Annotated in this window: 11 protein-coding genes and 1 tRNA gene; 5 read left to right on the forward strand and 7 right to left on the reverse strand. The window is 63.7% G+C overall.

Features of this window, described 5'->3' with window-relative positions:
* From ACTHJR_RS12535 to ACTHJR_RS12565, 7 genes are all read right to left on the reverse strand, one after another.
* A partial coding sequence (locus ACTHJR_RS12535; protein ID WP_440523567.1) for a glutamate synthase central domain-containing protein occupies positions 1–2,577 on the reverse strand: 2,577 nt, incomplete at its 3' end.
* Complete coding sequence (locus ACTHJR_RS12540; protein ID WP_440523568.1) at positions 2,574–3,308, reverse strand: DUF2059 domain-containing protein; 735 nt, start codon at positions 3,306–3,308, stop codon at positions 2,574–2,576. The genes ACTHJR_RS12540 and ACTHJR_RS12535, both read right to left, overlap by 4 nt.
* 29 nt (positions 3,309–3,337) lie before the next feature.
* Entirely contained in the window at positions 3,338–3,589 is a 252-nt protein-coding gene (locus ACTHJR_RS12545) for a hypothetical protein (RefSeq protein ID WP_440523569.1), read from the reverse strand.
* Between the two features lie 28 nt (positions 3,590–3,617).
* Positions 3,618–4,364 carry a DUF2059 domain-containing protein gene (locus tag ACTHJR_RS12550; RefSeq protein ID WP_440523570.1) on the reverse strand — a complete coding sequence of 249 codons (747 nt, stop codon included), beginning with the start codon at positions 4,362–4,364 and terminating at the stop codon, positions 3,618–3,620.
* A 31-nt stretch (positions 4,365–4,395) separates the two neighbouring features.
* Positions 4,396–5,835, reverse strand: coding sequence for an NAD(P)-dependent oxidoreductase (locus ACTHJR_RS12555; RefSeq protein WP_440523571.1), 1,440 nt, complete (start codon positions 5,833–5,835; stop codon positions 4,396–4,398).
* A 156-nt stretch (positions 5,836–5,991) separates the two neighbouring features.
* Positions 5,992–6,798, reverse strand: coding sequence for an undecaprenyl-diphosphate phosphatase (locus ACTHJR_RS12560; RefSeq protein WP_440523572.1), 807 nt, complete (start codon positions 6,796–6,798; stop codon positions 5,992–5,994).
* A 56-nt stretch (positions 6,799–6,854) separates the two neighbouring features.
* The gene (locus tag ACTHJR_RS12565) at positions 6,855–7,811 is read right to left on the reverse strand and encodes a complex I NDUFA9 subunit family protein (protein WP_440523573.1); all 957 of its coding nucleotides are present in this window, start codon (positions 7,809–7,811) and stop codon (positions 6,855–6,857) included.
* A gap of 118 nt (positions 7,812–7,929) precedes the next feature.
* Between ACTHJR_RS12565 and ACTHJR_RS12570 the strand changes: the two genes are divergently transcribed.
* The 5 genes from ACTHJR_RS12570 (at position 7,930) to ACTHJR_RS12590 (ending at position 15,286) form a co-directional block, all read left to right on the forward strand.
* A tRNA-Leu gene (locus tag ACTHJR_RS12570) sits at positions 7,930–8,016 on the forward strand.
* A gap of 228 nt (positions 8,017–8,244) precedes the next feature.
* Positions 8,245–9,516 carry a tyrosine-type recombinase/integrase gene (locus tag ACTHJR_RS12575; protein WP_440523574.1) on the forward strand — a complete coding sequence of 424 codons (1,272 nt, stop codon included), beginning with the start codon at positions 8,245–8,247 and terminating at the stop codon, positions 9,514–9,516.
* 414 nt (positions 9,517–9,930) lie between these two features.
* Positions 9,931–12,786: an SNF2-related protein gene (locus ACTHJR_RS12580; RefSeq protein ID WP_440523575.1), complete on the forward strand. Its 2,856-nt coding sequence runs from the start codon at positions 9,931–9,933 to the stop codon at positions 12,784–12,786.
* Positions 12,783–12,965, forward strand: a complete 183-nt coding sequence (locus ACTHJR_RS12585) for a hypothetical protein (RefSeq protein ID WP_440523576.1) — start codon at positions 12,783–12,785, stop codon at positions 12,963–12,965. Before ACTHJR_RS12580 ends, ACTHJR_RS12585 begins: the two co-directional genes overlap by 4 nt.
* Positions 12,965–15,286, forward strand: a complete 2,322-nt coding sequence (locus tag ACTHJR_RS12590) for an AAA family ATPase (RefSeq protein WP_440523577.1) — start codon at positions 12,965–12,967, stop codon at positions 15,284–15,286. The genes ACTHJR_RS12585 and ACTHJR_RS12590 overlap by 1 nt, the downstream gene beginning before the upstream one ends.
* The last annotated feature ends 5 nt before the right edge of the window (positions 15,287–15,291 follow it).

Below are 15,291 nucleotides of genomic sequence, written 5' to 3' on the forward strand. Positions count from 1 at the left end.
CTGCAGCAGGTCGCGCAGATAGACCGGCGGCAGATCGGCGACCCCGCGCGAGAATTTCTGGTAGGTCGAATAACTGTCGGTCGCGACCGCGGTCTGCAGCAGATGCATCAGCTGCGCCGAATAGGCATGCGTCTCGCCGCCGTGGCGCTGGCGATAGAAGCCGCCGATCGGCAAGGTCGCGACGCCGGTGTCGAACGCATGCTGATGGCGCAGCTCGGCATTCAGGTGCAACGAGGCATAGCCCTCGCCCGAAATCTTCGCCGGCATGCCGGGGAACAGGTCGTTGACCAGGCTGCGGCTGAGACCGACCGCCTCGAAATTATAGCCGCCGCGATAGCTGGAGATCACGGCGATCCCCATCTTCGACATGATCTTGAGCAGCCCCTCGTCGACCGCCTTGCGGTGGTTGGCGATGCACTTGTCGAGGCTTAGCGTGTCGTCGAACAGGCCGCGCGCATGGCGGTCGGCGATCGCCGCTTCGGACAAATAGGCATAGACGGTCGTCGCGCCGACCCCGATCAGCACCGCATAATAATGCGTGTCGAGGCATTCGGCGGTCTCGATATTGACCGAGCAATAAGAGCGCAGGCCGCGCCGCACGAGATGCGTATGCACGGCGGCCGCCGCCAGCACGCCGGCGATCGCGACCTTGTCCGGGCCGATGTCGCGATCGGACAGGAAGATCTCGCTCTTGCCCTCTCGCACCGCCTGCTCGGCCTGGTTGCGGATACGCTGGATTGCCGTGCGCAGGGCGTCGGTGCCGCCGCCCGCCGGGAACGTGCAGTCGATCTCCGCGACCTGGCTGCCGAAATGCGCCTTGAGCTTGGCCCAGTCGGCGCCGGTCAGCACCGGGCTTTCGAGCACCAGCACGCGATCCTGCCGCACCCCGGTGTCGAGGATGTTGGCGAGATTGCCGAACCGCGTCTTGAGCGACATGACGTGCCGCTCGCGCAAGCTGTCTATCGGCGGGTTGGTGACCTGCGAGAAGTTCTGGCGAAAGAACTGGCTGATCAGCCGCGGCTTGTCGGAAATGACCGCGAGCGGCGTGTCGTCGCCCATCGAGCCGATCGCTTCCTTGGCGGTCTCGACCATCGGCGACAGGATCAATTCCATGTCCTCGAGCGTCTGCCCGGCGGCGACCTGGCGGCGCATCAGTTCGGCGCGATCGAACCGCGTGACGGGATCGCCCTTGGGTGTCTTGAGCTCGTCGATCAGCAGGAACTCGCCGATCATCTTGGCATAATCATGCTCGTCGGCGATGCGATCCTTGACCTCGCGGTCATGCAGGAGCCGACCTTCCTCGAGGTCGACCGCGATCATCTGGCCCGGTCCGAGCCGGCCCTTTTCGACGATCATCGTCTCGGGCACGACGACCATGCCGCTCTCCGACCCGACGATCAGCAGGCCGTCCGAGGTCTGGGTATAGCGCAACGGACGCAGCGCGTTGCGGTCCATGCCGGCGACCGCCCAGCGGCCATCGGTCATCGCCAGCGCGGCGGGACCGTCCCACGGCTCCATCACCGAGCCGAGGTATTTGAACATGTCGAGATGCTTCTTGGGCATCTCGCCCTTCGGTCCCCAGGCCTCGGGCACCAGCATCAGCTTGGCCGTAGGCGCGTCGCGCCCGGAGCGGCAAATCGCCTCGAACACCGCGTCGAGCGCGGCGGTGTCCGACGCGCCCGCCGGGATCACCGGCTTGATGTCCTCCGACGCTTCGCCGAACGCGTTGGCCGCCATCTTGATCTCGTGGCTGAGCATCCAGTTCTTGTTGCCGCGGATCGTGTTGACCTCGCCGTTGTGCGCGAGGCAGCGGAACGGTTGCGCCAGCCACCATTGCGGGAAGGTGTTGGTCGAATAGCGCTGGTGGAAGATCGCGACCCGGCTCTCGAACCGCGGATCCTTGAGGTCGGGATAGAAGACCGACAGGCTCTCGGCGAGGAACAGCCCCTTGTAGATGATCGAGCGGCAGCTGAGCGAGCAGATGTAGAAGCCGCTGATCTGCGCGGCGATGACGCGCTTCTCGATGCGGCGGCGGACCAGATACAGGTCCTTCTCGAACTCCTCGGCCGATTGCTGATTGGGCAGCGGGCCGGCGATCATGATCTGCTCGATCTCGGGACGCGTCTCCTGCGCCTTGCGGCCGATCACCGACACGTCGACCGGCACCTGGCGCCAGCCGTAGATCGTATAGCCCGCCTCGATGATCACGCTCTCGACGATCGTCCGGCACGCTTCCTGCGCGCCGAGATCGGTGCGTGGCAGGAAGATCATGCCGACCGCCAGGCGATTGTCGGCGACCTTGTGCCCCGACGACTGGATCGCCTCGTCGAAGAACTTGATCGGCAAGTCGACGTGCAGACCGGCGCCGTCGCCGGTCTTGCCGTCGGCATCGACCGCGCCGCGGTGCCACACCGCCTTCAAGGCGTCGATCGCCGACTGCACGACGCGGCGCGACGGCTGGCCGTCGGTCGCGGCGACGAGGCCGACGCCGCAGGCGTCGGATTCGAATTCGGGACGGTACATGCCCTCGGCGGCGAGGCGGGCGCGTTGGTCGGTCATGAGGATGGCTTCGTTCATTGGAGGAATTCGGTCACGGCACTGGTCATCGCGGCATTCACGGCCTGTTGGAGGTCGGGATGCGGTTCCTTCCCCCAATCGGCCATGACGCCCGCGCCCTCGACGTTGGCTGCCTGCATCTTGATCCCCATCGGGGACTGGGACACGCGCATGAGTTCCGCTCGTTCGGCCGGGGTGAAATTTCCCATCGCCCGCACGCCGGCATCGCCCAGCACCTTCAGCACATTGTTCTGGGTGAACTCGTCGCCACGACCCACCGGGCCGGCGCTCGCCGCGGCAAGCTGGCCGTTGATCGACGCGCGCGTCTTGAGTCCGAGCGGCGACCGGAAGAACGCGAGCGCCTGCGTCAGTTCGCCCTCATTCAGGCGGCGCGAATAGACCTTGCCCAGCCGCTGCCAAAGGTCGGGCAATTGATTGCTCATGCCGTCCGCCAACACCGGCTGGACCCGCGCGATGACGAAGTCGCTCAGGCCCGGATGCTCACTCTCGAGCTTGGCGAAATCGGGGACGCCGAGCAATCTCTGCTTCAGCGCCGCGGCATAGGTAGCGCCCGTCATCTGCTTGATGACGTCCTCCCGCGTGTTGAGCAATTGGGCCAATTCCAGGCCCAATTGCTCCCGATGCGGATCGATCGCAGGCGTTGTCGCCGCGGGCGGCGACGGCGGCGCGGTCTGCGCCGCTGCCGGCACAGCCGCCGCTGCACCGAACAGCAAAACGGTCGTCATCTTCATGTGGCCGTTCCCCTTCCATGCCGTCCGCGTCATTTCGGCGCGTCCTTCGCGTTGATGAAAGCGTCCCTGGCGGCGAGCATCGCCTCGTCGTTCGCACCGACGATCGCCGCTTCGGGATTGAGCAACTCCGCAAGTTTCACGCCCTTGGCCTGGAGAGCGGCCTGCGCCGGCGTCACGGGCCTGGGCGTCGCCGCCGGGGCGGCGGCCTCCACGGACGCCGCGGGGGCCGCCGATTGCGGCACGGCCGCGAGCAGCGCCAGAAACAGGACCGGCATCATCACGGATTTCCCCCCTCGGCCACCGACGCGATCATGTCGTGCTCTTCGGGTCGTTCAGCTTGCTCTCGTCGACCCCCAGCGCCTTGGCCAGGCGGGCGCGCTCGGCCGGTGTCAGGTCCTTGAGCTTGCGCGGCGCCGGCACGCCTGCCGTCGCCTTCTGCGCCGCGGCGATGAACTTCGGCATGTTCTGCATCATCTTGGGCATCATCGACTGCATCTCGGCCAGCATCGTCGGATCGGTCGCGACGGTCATATACTGGCTCGCAAACTTGCCGCCCGATGCCGTCGCGAAGAAATGATCGATGTCGGTGAGCTCCGCCAAGGTGAAATGGTTGGCATAGGCGCGCGCCATCGCTTCGCGGATCTCGGGCTCCTGCGTCGTGAAGAAATCGCCCATCGCGTCGAACATCGCCCGCGATTCGAGCTGCATCCGTTCGCGCCAGTGCGGATCGTAGATCGCCATCACTTCGTCGATCTTGACCTTGTCGAGCGCTTCGGCCTGCTTGGGATCGAGCCCGCCCAGTTCTGCCAGTTCGCGGAGCGGCAGCGCTTTCAGATTGTCGCCGACGTTGCTCATCACAGAGTCCATCATCGGACCCAGGATCTTCTTGTAGGTTCCCTGGGGAAAGAGGTGCGCGAAGACCAGGCGCGCCTCGGCAAGCGTCGCCGGGTCGGCCGGAGCAACGGCCGGCGCCGGTGCCGGCGCCGGTGCAGTTTGCGCGACGCCGGGCGCCGCGACGAACAGCGCGGCGATGGTGATGAGCGATGCCTTGATCATGGAAATTTCCCCTGCGGGGCCCCGCGCCCCGTCATGCCGCCTTCCTTTCGCATTTCGCCTGCGCGCGCAAATACTTGTCGATATGCTCGGCGACGTCGCGGCCATCGCGCACCGCCCACACCACCAGGCTGGCGCCACGGACGATGTCGCCGGCGGCGAATACGCCGTCCAGGCTGGTCATCAGCGTCGCATTGTCGACCAGCAACGTGCCCCAGCGCGTCACGCCGAGCTCGGGCGCATCGAACAGCCGCGGCAGGTCCTCGGCATCGAAGCCGAGTGCCTTGATCACCAAGTCGGCACCGCGCACTTCGGGTTCGCCGCCATCGGGTTCGGGGGCGCGGCGGCCGCTGGCATCGGGCGCGCCGAGCCGCATCCGCGCGATCGTCACGCTGTCGACCGCCTCGCCGCCGCCGAACGCCTCGGGCGCCGACAGCCAAACGAACTCGACGCCTTCCTCCTCGGCATTGCCGACTTCGCGCTGCGACCCCGGCATGTTGGCGCGGTCGCGGCGATAGAGGCAGGCGACCGATTCCGCGCCCTGGCGGATCGCGGTGCGCACGCAGTCCATCGCGGTGTCGCCGCCGCCGACCACGATCACCTTCTTGCCCTTGGCGTCGAGCGCGCCGTTGTCGAAATCGGGCACCGCGTCGCCGAAGCCCTTGCGGTTCGACGCGGTCAGGTAATCGAGCGCCTCGACCACACCGCGCGCCCCGGCCCCCGGCGCCGCCAGCCCGCGCGCCTTGTACACGCCGGTCGCGACCAGGATCGCGTCGTGCCGCGTGCGCAATTCCTCGAGCACCGCCTCACGCCCGACCTCGAACCCTTCGTGGAAGACGATGCCGCCCTGCTTCAGCCGCTCGACGCGGCGCATGACCACCGGCTTTTCGAGCTTGAAGCCCGGGATGCCATAGGTCAGCAACCCGCCGGCGCGGTCATGGCGGTCGTAGACATGGACCTCATAGCCGGCGACGCGCAGCAGCTCGGCCGCGGTCAACCCGGCCGGCCCGGCCCCGATGATGCCGACCGACTGGCCACGCGCGCGGCCCGGCACGATCGGCTCGACCCAGCCGTTTTCCCAGGCGGTGTCGGTGATGAATTTCTCGACCGAGCCGATCGTGACCGCGCCGTGACCCGAGAATTCGATCACGCAATTGCCTTCGCACAACCGATCCTGCGGGCAGATGCGCCCGCAGATCTCCGGCATGGTCGAGGTCGCGTTGCTGAGCTCATAGGCTTCGCGCAGCCGCCCTTCGGCGGTCAGCCGCAACCAGTCGGGGATATGATTGTGCAACGGGCAATGCACCGAGCAATAGGGCACGCCGCATTGCGAGCAGCGCGCCGCCTGCTCCTCGGCCGCGGGCGCGCCATAGCGGTCGGCGATCTCGCGAAAATCCTCCGCGCGCTGCTGGGCCTCACGCTTGGCCGGATAGGCCTGCGTCGTCCCCACGAATTTCAGCATGTCACCGGCCATCGCCCGCTCCTTTCGGAACGGCCGCTACAGGCTTTCTCTTGGCGCGTCACGCGAATTCGGCCGGTTAGGGCAGTTTATATGTCCTAATTTAGCGCCATTTCGATAGGCTTCGTCGCAACCAACCTGAAACTTCGCCGTTTTAGTACCGTATCGGCCCTACTTGAGCAAAAACACGAGGGCGAGCGCGCCGACGGCGATTCGGTACCAGCCGAACGGGCTGAAGCCGGTGCGCCCGACCAGCCCCACGAACCATCGCACCACCAGCAACGCGACGACGAACGCGACCACGAAGCCGATCGCGATCAGTCCCATCCCGGCATGGCTGGACGCGGTCAGCTCGTGCCGCTTGGTTACGAGTTCGAGCACGGTCGCGCCGAGCATGGTCGGGATGGCGAGGAAGAAGCTGAATTCGGCCGCGGTGCGCCGCTCGACGCCGAGCGTGAGCGCGCCGAGGATCGTGGCGCCCGAACGGCTGACGCCCGGGATCATCGCCAGGCATTGCATGAAGCCGATGCCGATCACCTTGGGCAGCGGGATGTCGGCGACGCCCTTGACGTTGCCTTCCTTGACGAAGCGTTCGATGCCGATGATCGCGACGCCGCCGACGATCAGAGCGACCGCGACCACCGTCGCCGAGCCGAGCAACGCCTCGATCTTCTTGTGCAGCGCCGCGCCGATCACCGCGGCCGGGATGAACGCGACTAGCAGGTTGCGCACGAAGCGGACCGAGGTCGGATCGAACCGCAGCAATCCCTGGAACACCGCCCAAAAGGTCCGCCAGTACAGCACGACGATCGCGAGGATCGCGCCCAATTGGATGACAATGTTGAACAATGCCCAATAGTCGGCGTCATAACCTAGCAGGGTGCTCGCCAGGATCAGATGCCCGGTCGAGGAGACGGGCAGGAATTCGGTCACGCCCTCGACGATGCCGAGGATGATGGCGGTAATCGGGTCGCTCAAGGGGATACTCCCAAAAGGCGGGGCATCCCCCGCGAACGGAGGGGATCAGAAAAGAATCACGCCGCCTTGGCGCGCAGGCCGAAGCGGCCGGCCTTGTGATATTGCACCAGCCAGGACTGGGCGACCGCTTCCATCGGCGTCGGCGTGATGCCGAGCGCGGCGAGCGTCGGATTGCGGCCGCTCGCGACATTGTCGGTCTTGAGCATCTTCCACTGGTCGAGCTTGATCGGCGCCCCGGGCAGGAAACCGCCGAGCGCGATCACCTGGCCCGCGACATCGGGCAGTTCGACGAAGTCGGTGTCGCGGCCGATCGCGGCCGCCAGCCAGTCGAGCAATTCGCGCATCGTCACGACTTCGGGGCCGACCGCCTCGATCGTCTTGCCGGCCGCTTCCTCGCCCGCCGCCAGCGCACGGACGACCGCGGGGGCGACGTCGACGACATGGACCGGCTGGAAGCGGGCGCCGGCGCGCAGCACCGGCACCACCGCGCGGCCGAACAGGCTCGGCGCGCCGCCGATCATCCCGGCGAAGCGATTGAGGAACTTATCCTCCGGTCCGAACACCACCGACGGGCGCAGCACGACCGCGCCCGGAAAGGCCTCGCGCGCCGCGGCCTCGCCCGCCGCCTTGCTCGCATAATATTTGGACGGCGATTCGGCATCGGCGCCGAGCGCGGACAGATGCACGAAGCCCGCCGCCCCGGTCTCGTGCGCCGCCTCAGCCGCGGCACGGACGCCCGACACGTGCACGCCCTGGAAATCGGGGCCCCAGGTGCCGGCGAGATAGACTACCGCGTCCGACCCCGCGACGGCGCGCGCGATCGTCTCCGGCCTGGTCACGTCGGCGGCGACGAATTGGGTCTGGCCGAGCCCGCCGAGCGGCTTGAGGAACCAGGCGCGGCGCGGATCGCGGCCGACCACGCGCACCCGCGCACCGGCGGCGAGCAATTCCTGCGCGACGTAACGGCCGATGAATCCGCCCCCGCCGATCAGCGTTACCAGCTTGTCCTTCATGACCATCCTCGACAGAATCCGTGCCCCTCCCATGCCGCGCGCCGCGCCGCGCCGCAAGCGCTCGCGGTTGCTGTTGACAACGGCCGGACGCCCCAATAGAGCGCGCCGCCTACCCCGTGCCCAGATGGCGGAATTGGTAGACGCACCAGCTTCAGGTGCTGGCGCTCGCAAGGGCGTGGAGGTTCGAGTCCTCTTCTGGGCACCAGACACCCTTCCCAGGGCATCCCAGCACATCGACAAAAACGGCAGAAATCTGCCATTTTTGCTCGGTTCGGTGCGAAAATGTCCGAGTAGGTTTCAGACGATCCCAGGGCCATTTGGGCCACAGGGTGGGGCCAAAAATGGCCCCGAAAATCCGGTGGCCCGAGCGGGCCATTTCGACTGAGAAGCTGGTCGCCAACCGAACAGAACCGATCGAATCGGGAGTTTGGCCATGGCATTAAAAGATCTGGAAATCCGCGCTCTCAAGCCTCGGGAGCGCATCTACAAAAAGACCGACGAGCGCGGGCTCTACATCGAGGTTCATCCAAGCGGATCGAAGCTCTGGCGCTTCAAATATACTTTCCTCGGCAAGGACAAGCGTATCGCGTTCGGGCGCTATCCGGAGGTCAGCCTTGCCGAAGCCCGCCAGAAGCGAGATGAGGCGCGGCAGAAGCTTCGCGACGGGGTTGACCCGCTCGCTGAGCGTAAGCGCGATAAGCTGATAGCTAGCTATGCCGCTGCCAGCACCTTCGACGAGATCGCGAAGGAATATATCGCCAAGATGGTCGCTGAAGGTCTCGCCGCAACGACCACGGCCAAGGCTCACTGGCTCCTGGAGCAGCTGAAGCCACTTGCCGGCCAGCCGGTCGCTAACCTCAAACCTATAGATGTGTTGGCGGCGCTCAAGCGTATCGAGGCACGAGGCAAATATGAGACTGCGCGACGGTGCCGCTCGTTCGCTGGGCGCGTGTTCCGGTACGCGATTGCCACAGCGCGCGCCGAAAACGATCCGACAGCATTCCTGAGAGGAGCGCTGATCACACCGAAGACGACACACCACGGCGCCATTCTCGATCCTTCAGCCGTGGGCGAACTCCTTAGAGCGATAGACAGCTATCCGGGCCATCGGATCACCCGACTGGCGGCGCAGATTTCACCCCACGTGATGGCCCGCCCTGGAGAACTCCGAATGGCGCAGTGGTCTGAATTTGACCTCGTGAATGCTATTTGGAGGATACCGCCCGAGCGTATGAAGATGCGGCGGCCGCACGCTGTCCCCCTTTCCCGTCAAGTGCTCGCCTATCTTGCCGAACTTCATCCGCTGACTGGGCCTGAGGGCTACGTTTTCCCGGCCTTCCATACTTGGCGCCGGCCGCTTAGCGAGAATACGATAAACCAGGTCTTTCGGCGCCTGGGTTACGCGGCTGGCGAGGTTACCGCACACGGGCTGCGAACGACTGCATCAACGCTATTGAATGAGAGCGGCAAATGGAGCGCCGACGCGATCGAACGTTCCTTGGCGCATGCTGACAAAGATGCGGTACGGGGCATCTACAATCGCGGCGCCTATTGGGATGAGCGTGTTGCGATGCATCAGTGGTGGAGCGATTATCTCGACGAGCTACGTGACGGGCCGAACGGGCGTGACCCCGGATGGACTCCGCCGCCCTGTCGAGACCGGGTCCGCGAAGTTGCCGCCCGGCGAAACATTCCTAATCGGTAGGAAATGGGCGCTCATGCGCTGTAAGGTCAAAGAGGGTTCATGACCTGCGGGACACGGGCGGTTTCAGTCGCGAACTTACGGCGCCAATCGGGCAAGCGCTTCGTTGGCTGCCATTTGCTAGGATCCCACTGATGGCTGGTTCTGGGCCGGAACCCGACCGACCGCTTCCGAGCGGCGCACAGCGGATAGCAGACTTTATTTCCGCAGTGCGTTGACGCGCAGCGCTATGTTGCCGCGCCTGCGGGCGCGGCAATTACACACGGTTGCCCGCTAAGATTCTGGCGCACAGGCGAGGCCGCCATGAACCACCGAGAATGAACGAGATTGGCCTTGCCAAAACCCCTGCCGGGACTCTTAATCTCCCGTCATTGGGCGCTCCGCCTTCCTCCCGCCAGCCTTCGCGCAGAATCGACGATGATTACTGACTATCACTCAAAGTATATCGCGACGGACTTAGTGCGGCGTCGCTCATCCGACAGCAGCGAAAAGCTCGCCGTCGCGGTCGCAGGCGCGCAGGTTGATATGAATCCGCACCAAGTGGACGCCGCGCTGTTCGCCTTCGCATCCCCACTGTCCAAGGGCGCGCTTCTGGCTGACGAGGTCGGTCTCGGCAAAACGATCGAGGCGGGCTTGGTCATTTCTCAGCGATGGGCGGAGGGCAAACGCCGCATCCTCATCATCGCGCCGTCCAATCTACGCAAACAGTGGCATCAGGAGATCAACGAGAAATTCTTCATTCCCTGCACGATCTTGGAATCCAAGCCCTACAATGCCGAGATAAAGGCAGGGAATTACCGCCCGTTCGACCGCACCGACAGTATCGTCATTTGCTCCTATCAATTTGCGCGGAACAAAGCGGCGGACGTTCACGCTACCCCTTGGGATTTGGTGGTGATCGACGAGGCCCATCGCCTGCGGAACGTCTACAAACCCTCCAATGTCATCGCCAATACGCTGAAGGGCGCGCTTGCCGAGCGCAGCAAGCTACTGCTAACCGCGACGCCACTGCAAAACTCACTTTTGGAGCTGTACGGCTTAGTGAGCTTCATCGACGAACACACGTTCGGCGATTTGAAAAGCTTCCGAGAGCAGTTCGGAGGCGGCGCGCAGGAACGCACCTTCCAGATTTTAAAGGAGCGATTGAGGCCGATTTGTCACCGCACATTGCGGCGTCAGGTCACTGCTTACGTCCCCTACACCAAGCGGCACGCCATCTTGGAGGAGTTCAGCCCCGACGAGGCCGAGGACCGGCTCTACAACCTTGTCACCGCCTACCTGCAGCGAGACAACTTGCAGGCGCTTCCGGCCAGCCAGCGCTCACTGATGACGCTGGTGTTGCGCAAGCTGTTGGCCTCTTCGACCTTCGCCATTGCCGGTGCGCTATCGTCCATATCCAACCGCTTGCAAAGGCGACTGGAGCAAAGCCAGCCGACGTCGCTCATCGAGGAGCTGGACGAGGATTATGAGGCACTGGACGAGACGGCAGAAGAATGGTCGGAGGAAGAATCTGAACCGCTGACCGGAGCCGACCAGCGCGCGCTCGAGCTGGAGATTGCCGAACTGCGCGAGTTTGCCGCCTTGGCAACGTCGCTCGAGCAGAACGCCAAGGGGCGCGCGCTACTGAAGGCGCTTGAGGTCGGCTTCGCCAAAGCCCGCGAGTTTGGCGCAGATGAAAAGGCGATCATCTTCACGGAGTCGCGCAAGACCCAATCCTATCTGCTCCGCGTGCTGGCAGACAGCCCATGGGCCGACCACATCGTCCTGTTCAACGGCACAAACGCCGACCCGGAATCCAAGGCGATCTATCAGGAATGGCTCGCGCGCCATGCCGGTTCGGATCGCGTGACCGGCTCCAAGACGGCTGACATGCGCTCCGCGCTGGTCGATTATTTCCGCGAGCGCGGTAAAATCATGATCGCCACCGAGGCGGGCGCCGAGGGGATCAACCTTCAATTCTGCGCTATGGTCGTAAACTACGACTTACCCTGGAACCCCCAGCGCATCGAGCAGCGCATCGGGCGCTGCCATCGTTACGGCCAGAAACACGATGTCGTCGTGGTAAACTTCCTCAATCAGAAGAACGAGGCGGATCAGCGCGTCTACCAATTGCTTTCCGAAAAATTCCAACTGTTCGAGGGCGTGTTCGGCGCAAGCGACGAGGTGTTGGGCGTAATCGAGTCTGGCGTCGATTTTGAGAAACGCATCGCCGGTATTTATCAGCAATGTCGCCAGACTGGCGAAATCCGTGCGGCGTTCGATCAGCTCCAGCAGGAGCTGACACTAGAGATCAACGAGGCGATGACGCACGCCCGTCAGAAACTGCTTGAAAACTTCGACGACGAGGTGCGCGAGAAGCTGAAGCTCCGCAACGCGGATACGAACCTGCACCTCAACCAGTTTGAGCAGCAATTGATGCGGCTAGCCAAGCACGAGCTGGACGGCGCTGCCGATTTCGTGGACTCGTCGTCGTTCCGGCTCAACGTGTTGCCGGATTGGGTTTCGCGCGCCGTGGTTCCAACCGGCCTCTACGAATTGCCCCGGCGATCCGGCGACGCCCATTTCTTCCGAGTCAATCATCCGCTCGGCGAGGCCATAGTGAAGCGGGCGCGGTTGCGTGAATTACCGGTCGCCGAGATCGCATTCGATTATTCCCAGCACGAAGGGCGGATTTCGCAGATCGAGGCGCTTGTCGGGAAGTCGGGTTGGCTCAGCGCATCACTCCTTTCGGTCGATGCGCTCGGCCAGAGCGAAGATCACATGCTCCTGTCTGGCATCGGCGATGACGGAGCCGCTCTTGGAATCGAGGCAGTTTCCCGCCTGATGACCGTTGCCGGTTCAGTGGCAGGACAAGCCAGCGAACCTCTCGACATTGCTACCGCGTTGGCGGACGCGCTGGTCGCACAGCAAAACGACATTCGTCGGGGCATCTCCGAGCGCAACGCGCGCTTCTTCGAGGCCGAAGCTGACAAGCTCGATGGCTGGGCCGACGACCTGAAAGTCGGACTGGAGCGTGAGCTGAAAGAGTTAGATCGCGAGATCAAGGACGCACGCCGCGCCGCCACCGTCGCGTTGACGCTGGAGGAGAAGCTGGCAGGCCAGAAAGCGGTCAAGGCGTTGGAGAACGAGCGCTCCACCAAGCGGCGCTCCCTGTTCGACGCACAGGATAAAATTGACGAGCAGCGCACGGAACTTATTGCTCAAATCGAAGGGAAGCTGGAGCAGCAGATCAACGTGCAGCCGCTCTTCACGATAAGGTGGAGGGTGCAATGACAGATGAAGCGGCTCCGTCCGCCAAGTTGGCCGCTTTGACGGTAGATCGGTTAATCGCGTCCGGTCTCGTTCGCGCCGATAAGCGGGATACCCTGATCGGCAAAATAGCCGCCGGCACGATGTCCGGCGGCGATTGGAAGGTCGAAATTGAACTCGCTACAGCGAAGGCAGCGGGCTGATGGCTGGCTCCGCCGCTCTAAAATCGCTCAAACTGACCGCGTTCCGTGGGTCGGCCAGCACGTTCACACTCGACTTTGAGAAAGGCAAAAAACTTACCCTGATCTATGGGGAGAACGGCACAGGCAAAACGACCATCTGCGACGCCTTCGAGTTCCTGGCCTTTGAGCGCATCGGATCGCTGGAAGATCGCGGAATGGGCAAAGGGCTGGAGAAATTCTGGCCAACGGCCGGGAAGCCCGCCAGCGCTCTGGCCGTAGAGCTGGAAACCAGCACTTCGAAGTGTTCGGGTAAGATCGTCGATAAAAAAGTGTCGGTCACGCCCGCTGCGTCGCGCCCAAAGATCGAGCTGTTACGCCAGCGCCAGATTCTCGAACTGATTCAGGCGCAGCCCGCGAAGCGGTACGAAGCAATTAAGCGCTTCATCGACATTGATGCTTTTGAGCGTTCAGAGGAGGCCTTACGCCAGCTTGGTAAAACGCTTGGGACCGAGAAGATCGGTGCAATCGCGGCCGAGCAGGAAAACCTGAACGCCTTGCAGGGCTTCTACGAAGCCGCAGGCAGCCCATCGGGCCTCAATGCCGTCTCCTGGGCCAAGCAGAAACTCGCCGAACCAACCACCGGGTTGGACGCCGACATCACCGCGATCACGAAATTGCGCGCTGCGTTCGAAGCGCTCCATACTTTTCCGGAGAAGCTGCAAGGAAAGCGGGATGCCGTGGCAGCGGCACAGACCGCCGCCGACAGCGCGGATCGGGGCCAGCTTGATGCGATTGCTGCCGCCGAAAGCGATGCAGCCCAGCGCGCCGGCGTGCTGACTGCCGGTAGCAGCTATCTCGAAGCGCATCCCGACGCCACAGAATGCCCTCTTTGCGAAAGCACGGAGAATATAGACGGGCTTGCCGCGACCGTGAAGGGCAAGCTCGATCAGCTAGCCACGCTCACGGCAGCGACCGCCAAATGGAAGCAGGCCCACACTGCTCTCAAGGCAGCGCAGACGGCGTTGCAGCAGATGGAAGCTGATTACACCAAGGCTGTAGCGACCTTTGCCGCCGCCCAGGCTGCCCATCAATGGAAGCCCGGCGTGCAGCTCCCGGCGAATGCTGCCCCTGCCGATCCCACTCAGTTACCAGCTTGGCTAACTGCCAATCTCGCGACCGCCACCGCTTGGGCAAATGTCGAAGCGGGCTGGCGCGATGAGAGCAAATTCCGCACGCAATTGAAGGCCGCTGCCGAGCGGTATGAGTCAAATTCCGCTCGTGTGGCGGAATTGGCAACCCTGATTCCCAAGGTGGAGAAAGCGCTCGCACAGTGCGTCGAGGAGCGACAGAAGTTCACTGACACCATCATCGGTGAAATCGCCAAAGAGGTCGGAAAACTCTACGAGAAGGTCCATCCCGGCGAGGGGCTGGATAAGATCGCACTGGAGCTTGACCCGGCGCGGCGCGCGTCGTTGAATCTAGGCGCGACCTTCGAGGGCCACGACGCGCCGCCCCAAGCCTATTTCAGCCAATCGCATCTCGATACGCTTGGCTTATGCGTGTTCCTTGCGCTTGCCGCGCGCGATCGTGCGACCGAAACCGTCCTTATTCTCGATGACGTTCTCGGAAGCGTGGATGAGCCGCTTGTCGAGCGTGTCATCGGCATGATCTATGAGGTCAGCGGCGGTTTCCAGCACACCATCGTCACGACACACTACCGTCCGTGGCGCGAGAAATATCGTTGGGGGTGGCTGAAACCGGGCCAGCCGTGCCAGTTTGTCGAACTGACCGGGTGGGCAATCGACGACGGTATTCGCATCATCAGCTCTCTCCCAGAGGTGGAGCGCTTGCGGACGCTACTCGGGGAATCGCCGGTCGATATTCAATCGGTATGCAGCAAGGCCGGTGTGATTCTAGAAGCTGCGCTCGACTACCTGACCCAGAAATATGAATGCCCCGTGCCGCGTCGCCAGGGGGCGGCCTACACGCTTGGGGACCTGCTGCCCGCCATCAACAACAAGCTCCGTGATGCGCTCAAGGTCGAGATGCGCGACGGCATCACCGACCCTACGGCCCCAGCAAGCAGCACGGTCGCGCTCAAGCCCATTCTGGAGGAGCTGACGCGGATCGCTCAGGCGCGCAACGCTTTCGGCGCGCACTTCAAAGCGATCTCCTTCGAGCTACTCGACACCGATGCCATTGGCTTCGCCAAGCAGGTGCTTGAGCTGGTCGATACGCTAGTCTGCCCCGACCACGGTTGGCCGAGCAACGCAAATTCCGGAAGTTACTGGCGCAACAGCGGCGATACGCGACGTCTCCACCCCTTGAAGAGACCGAGCTGACCAGC

Origin of the sequence: Sphingomonas sp., assembly GCF_051962185.1 — a bacterium.
In the GTDB taxonomy this organism is placed as follows: domain Bacteria; phylum Pseudomonadota; class Alphaproteobacteria; order Sphingomonadales; family Sphingomonadaceae; genus Sphingomonas.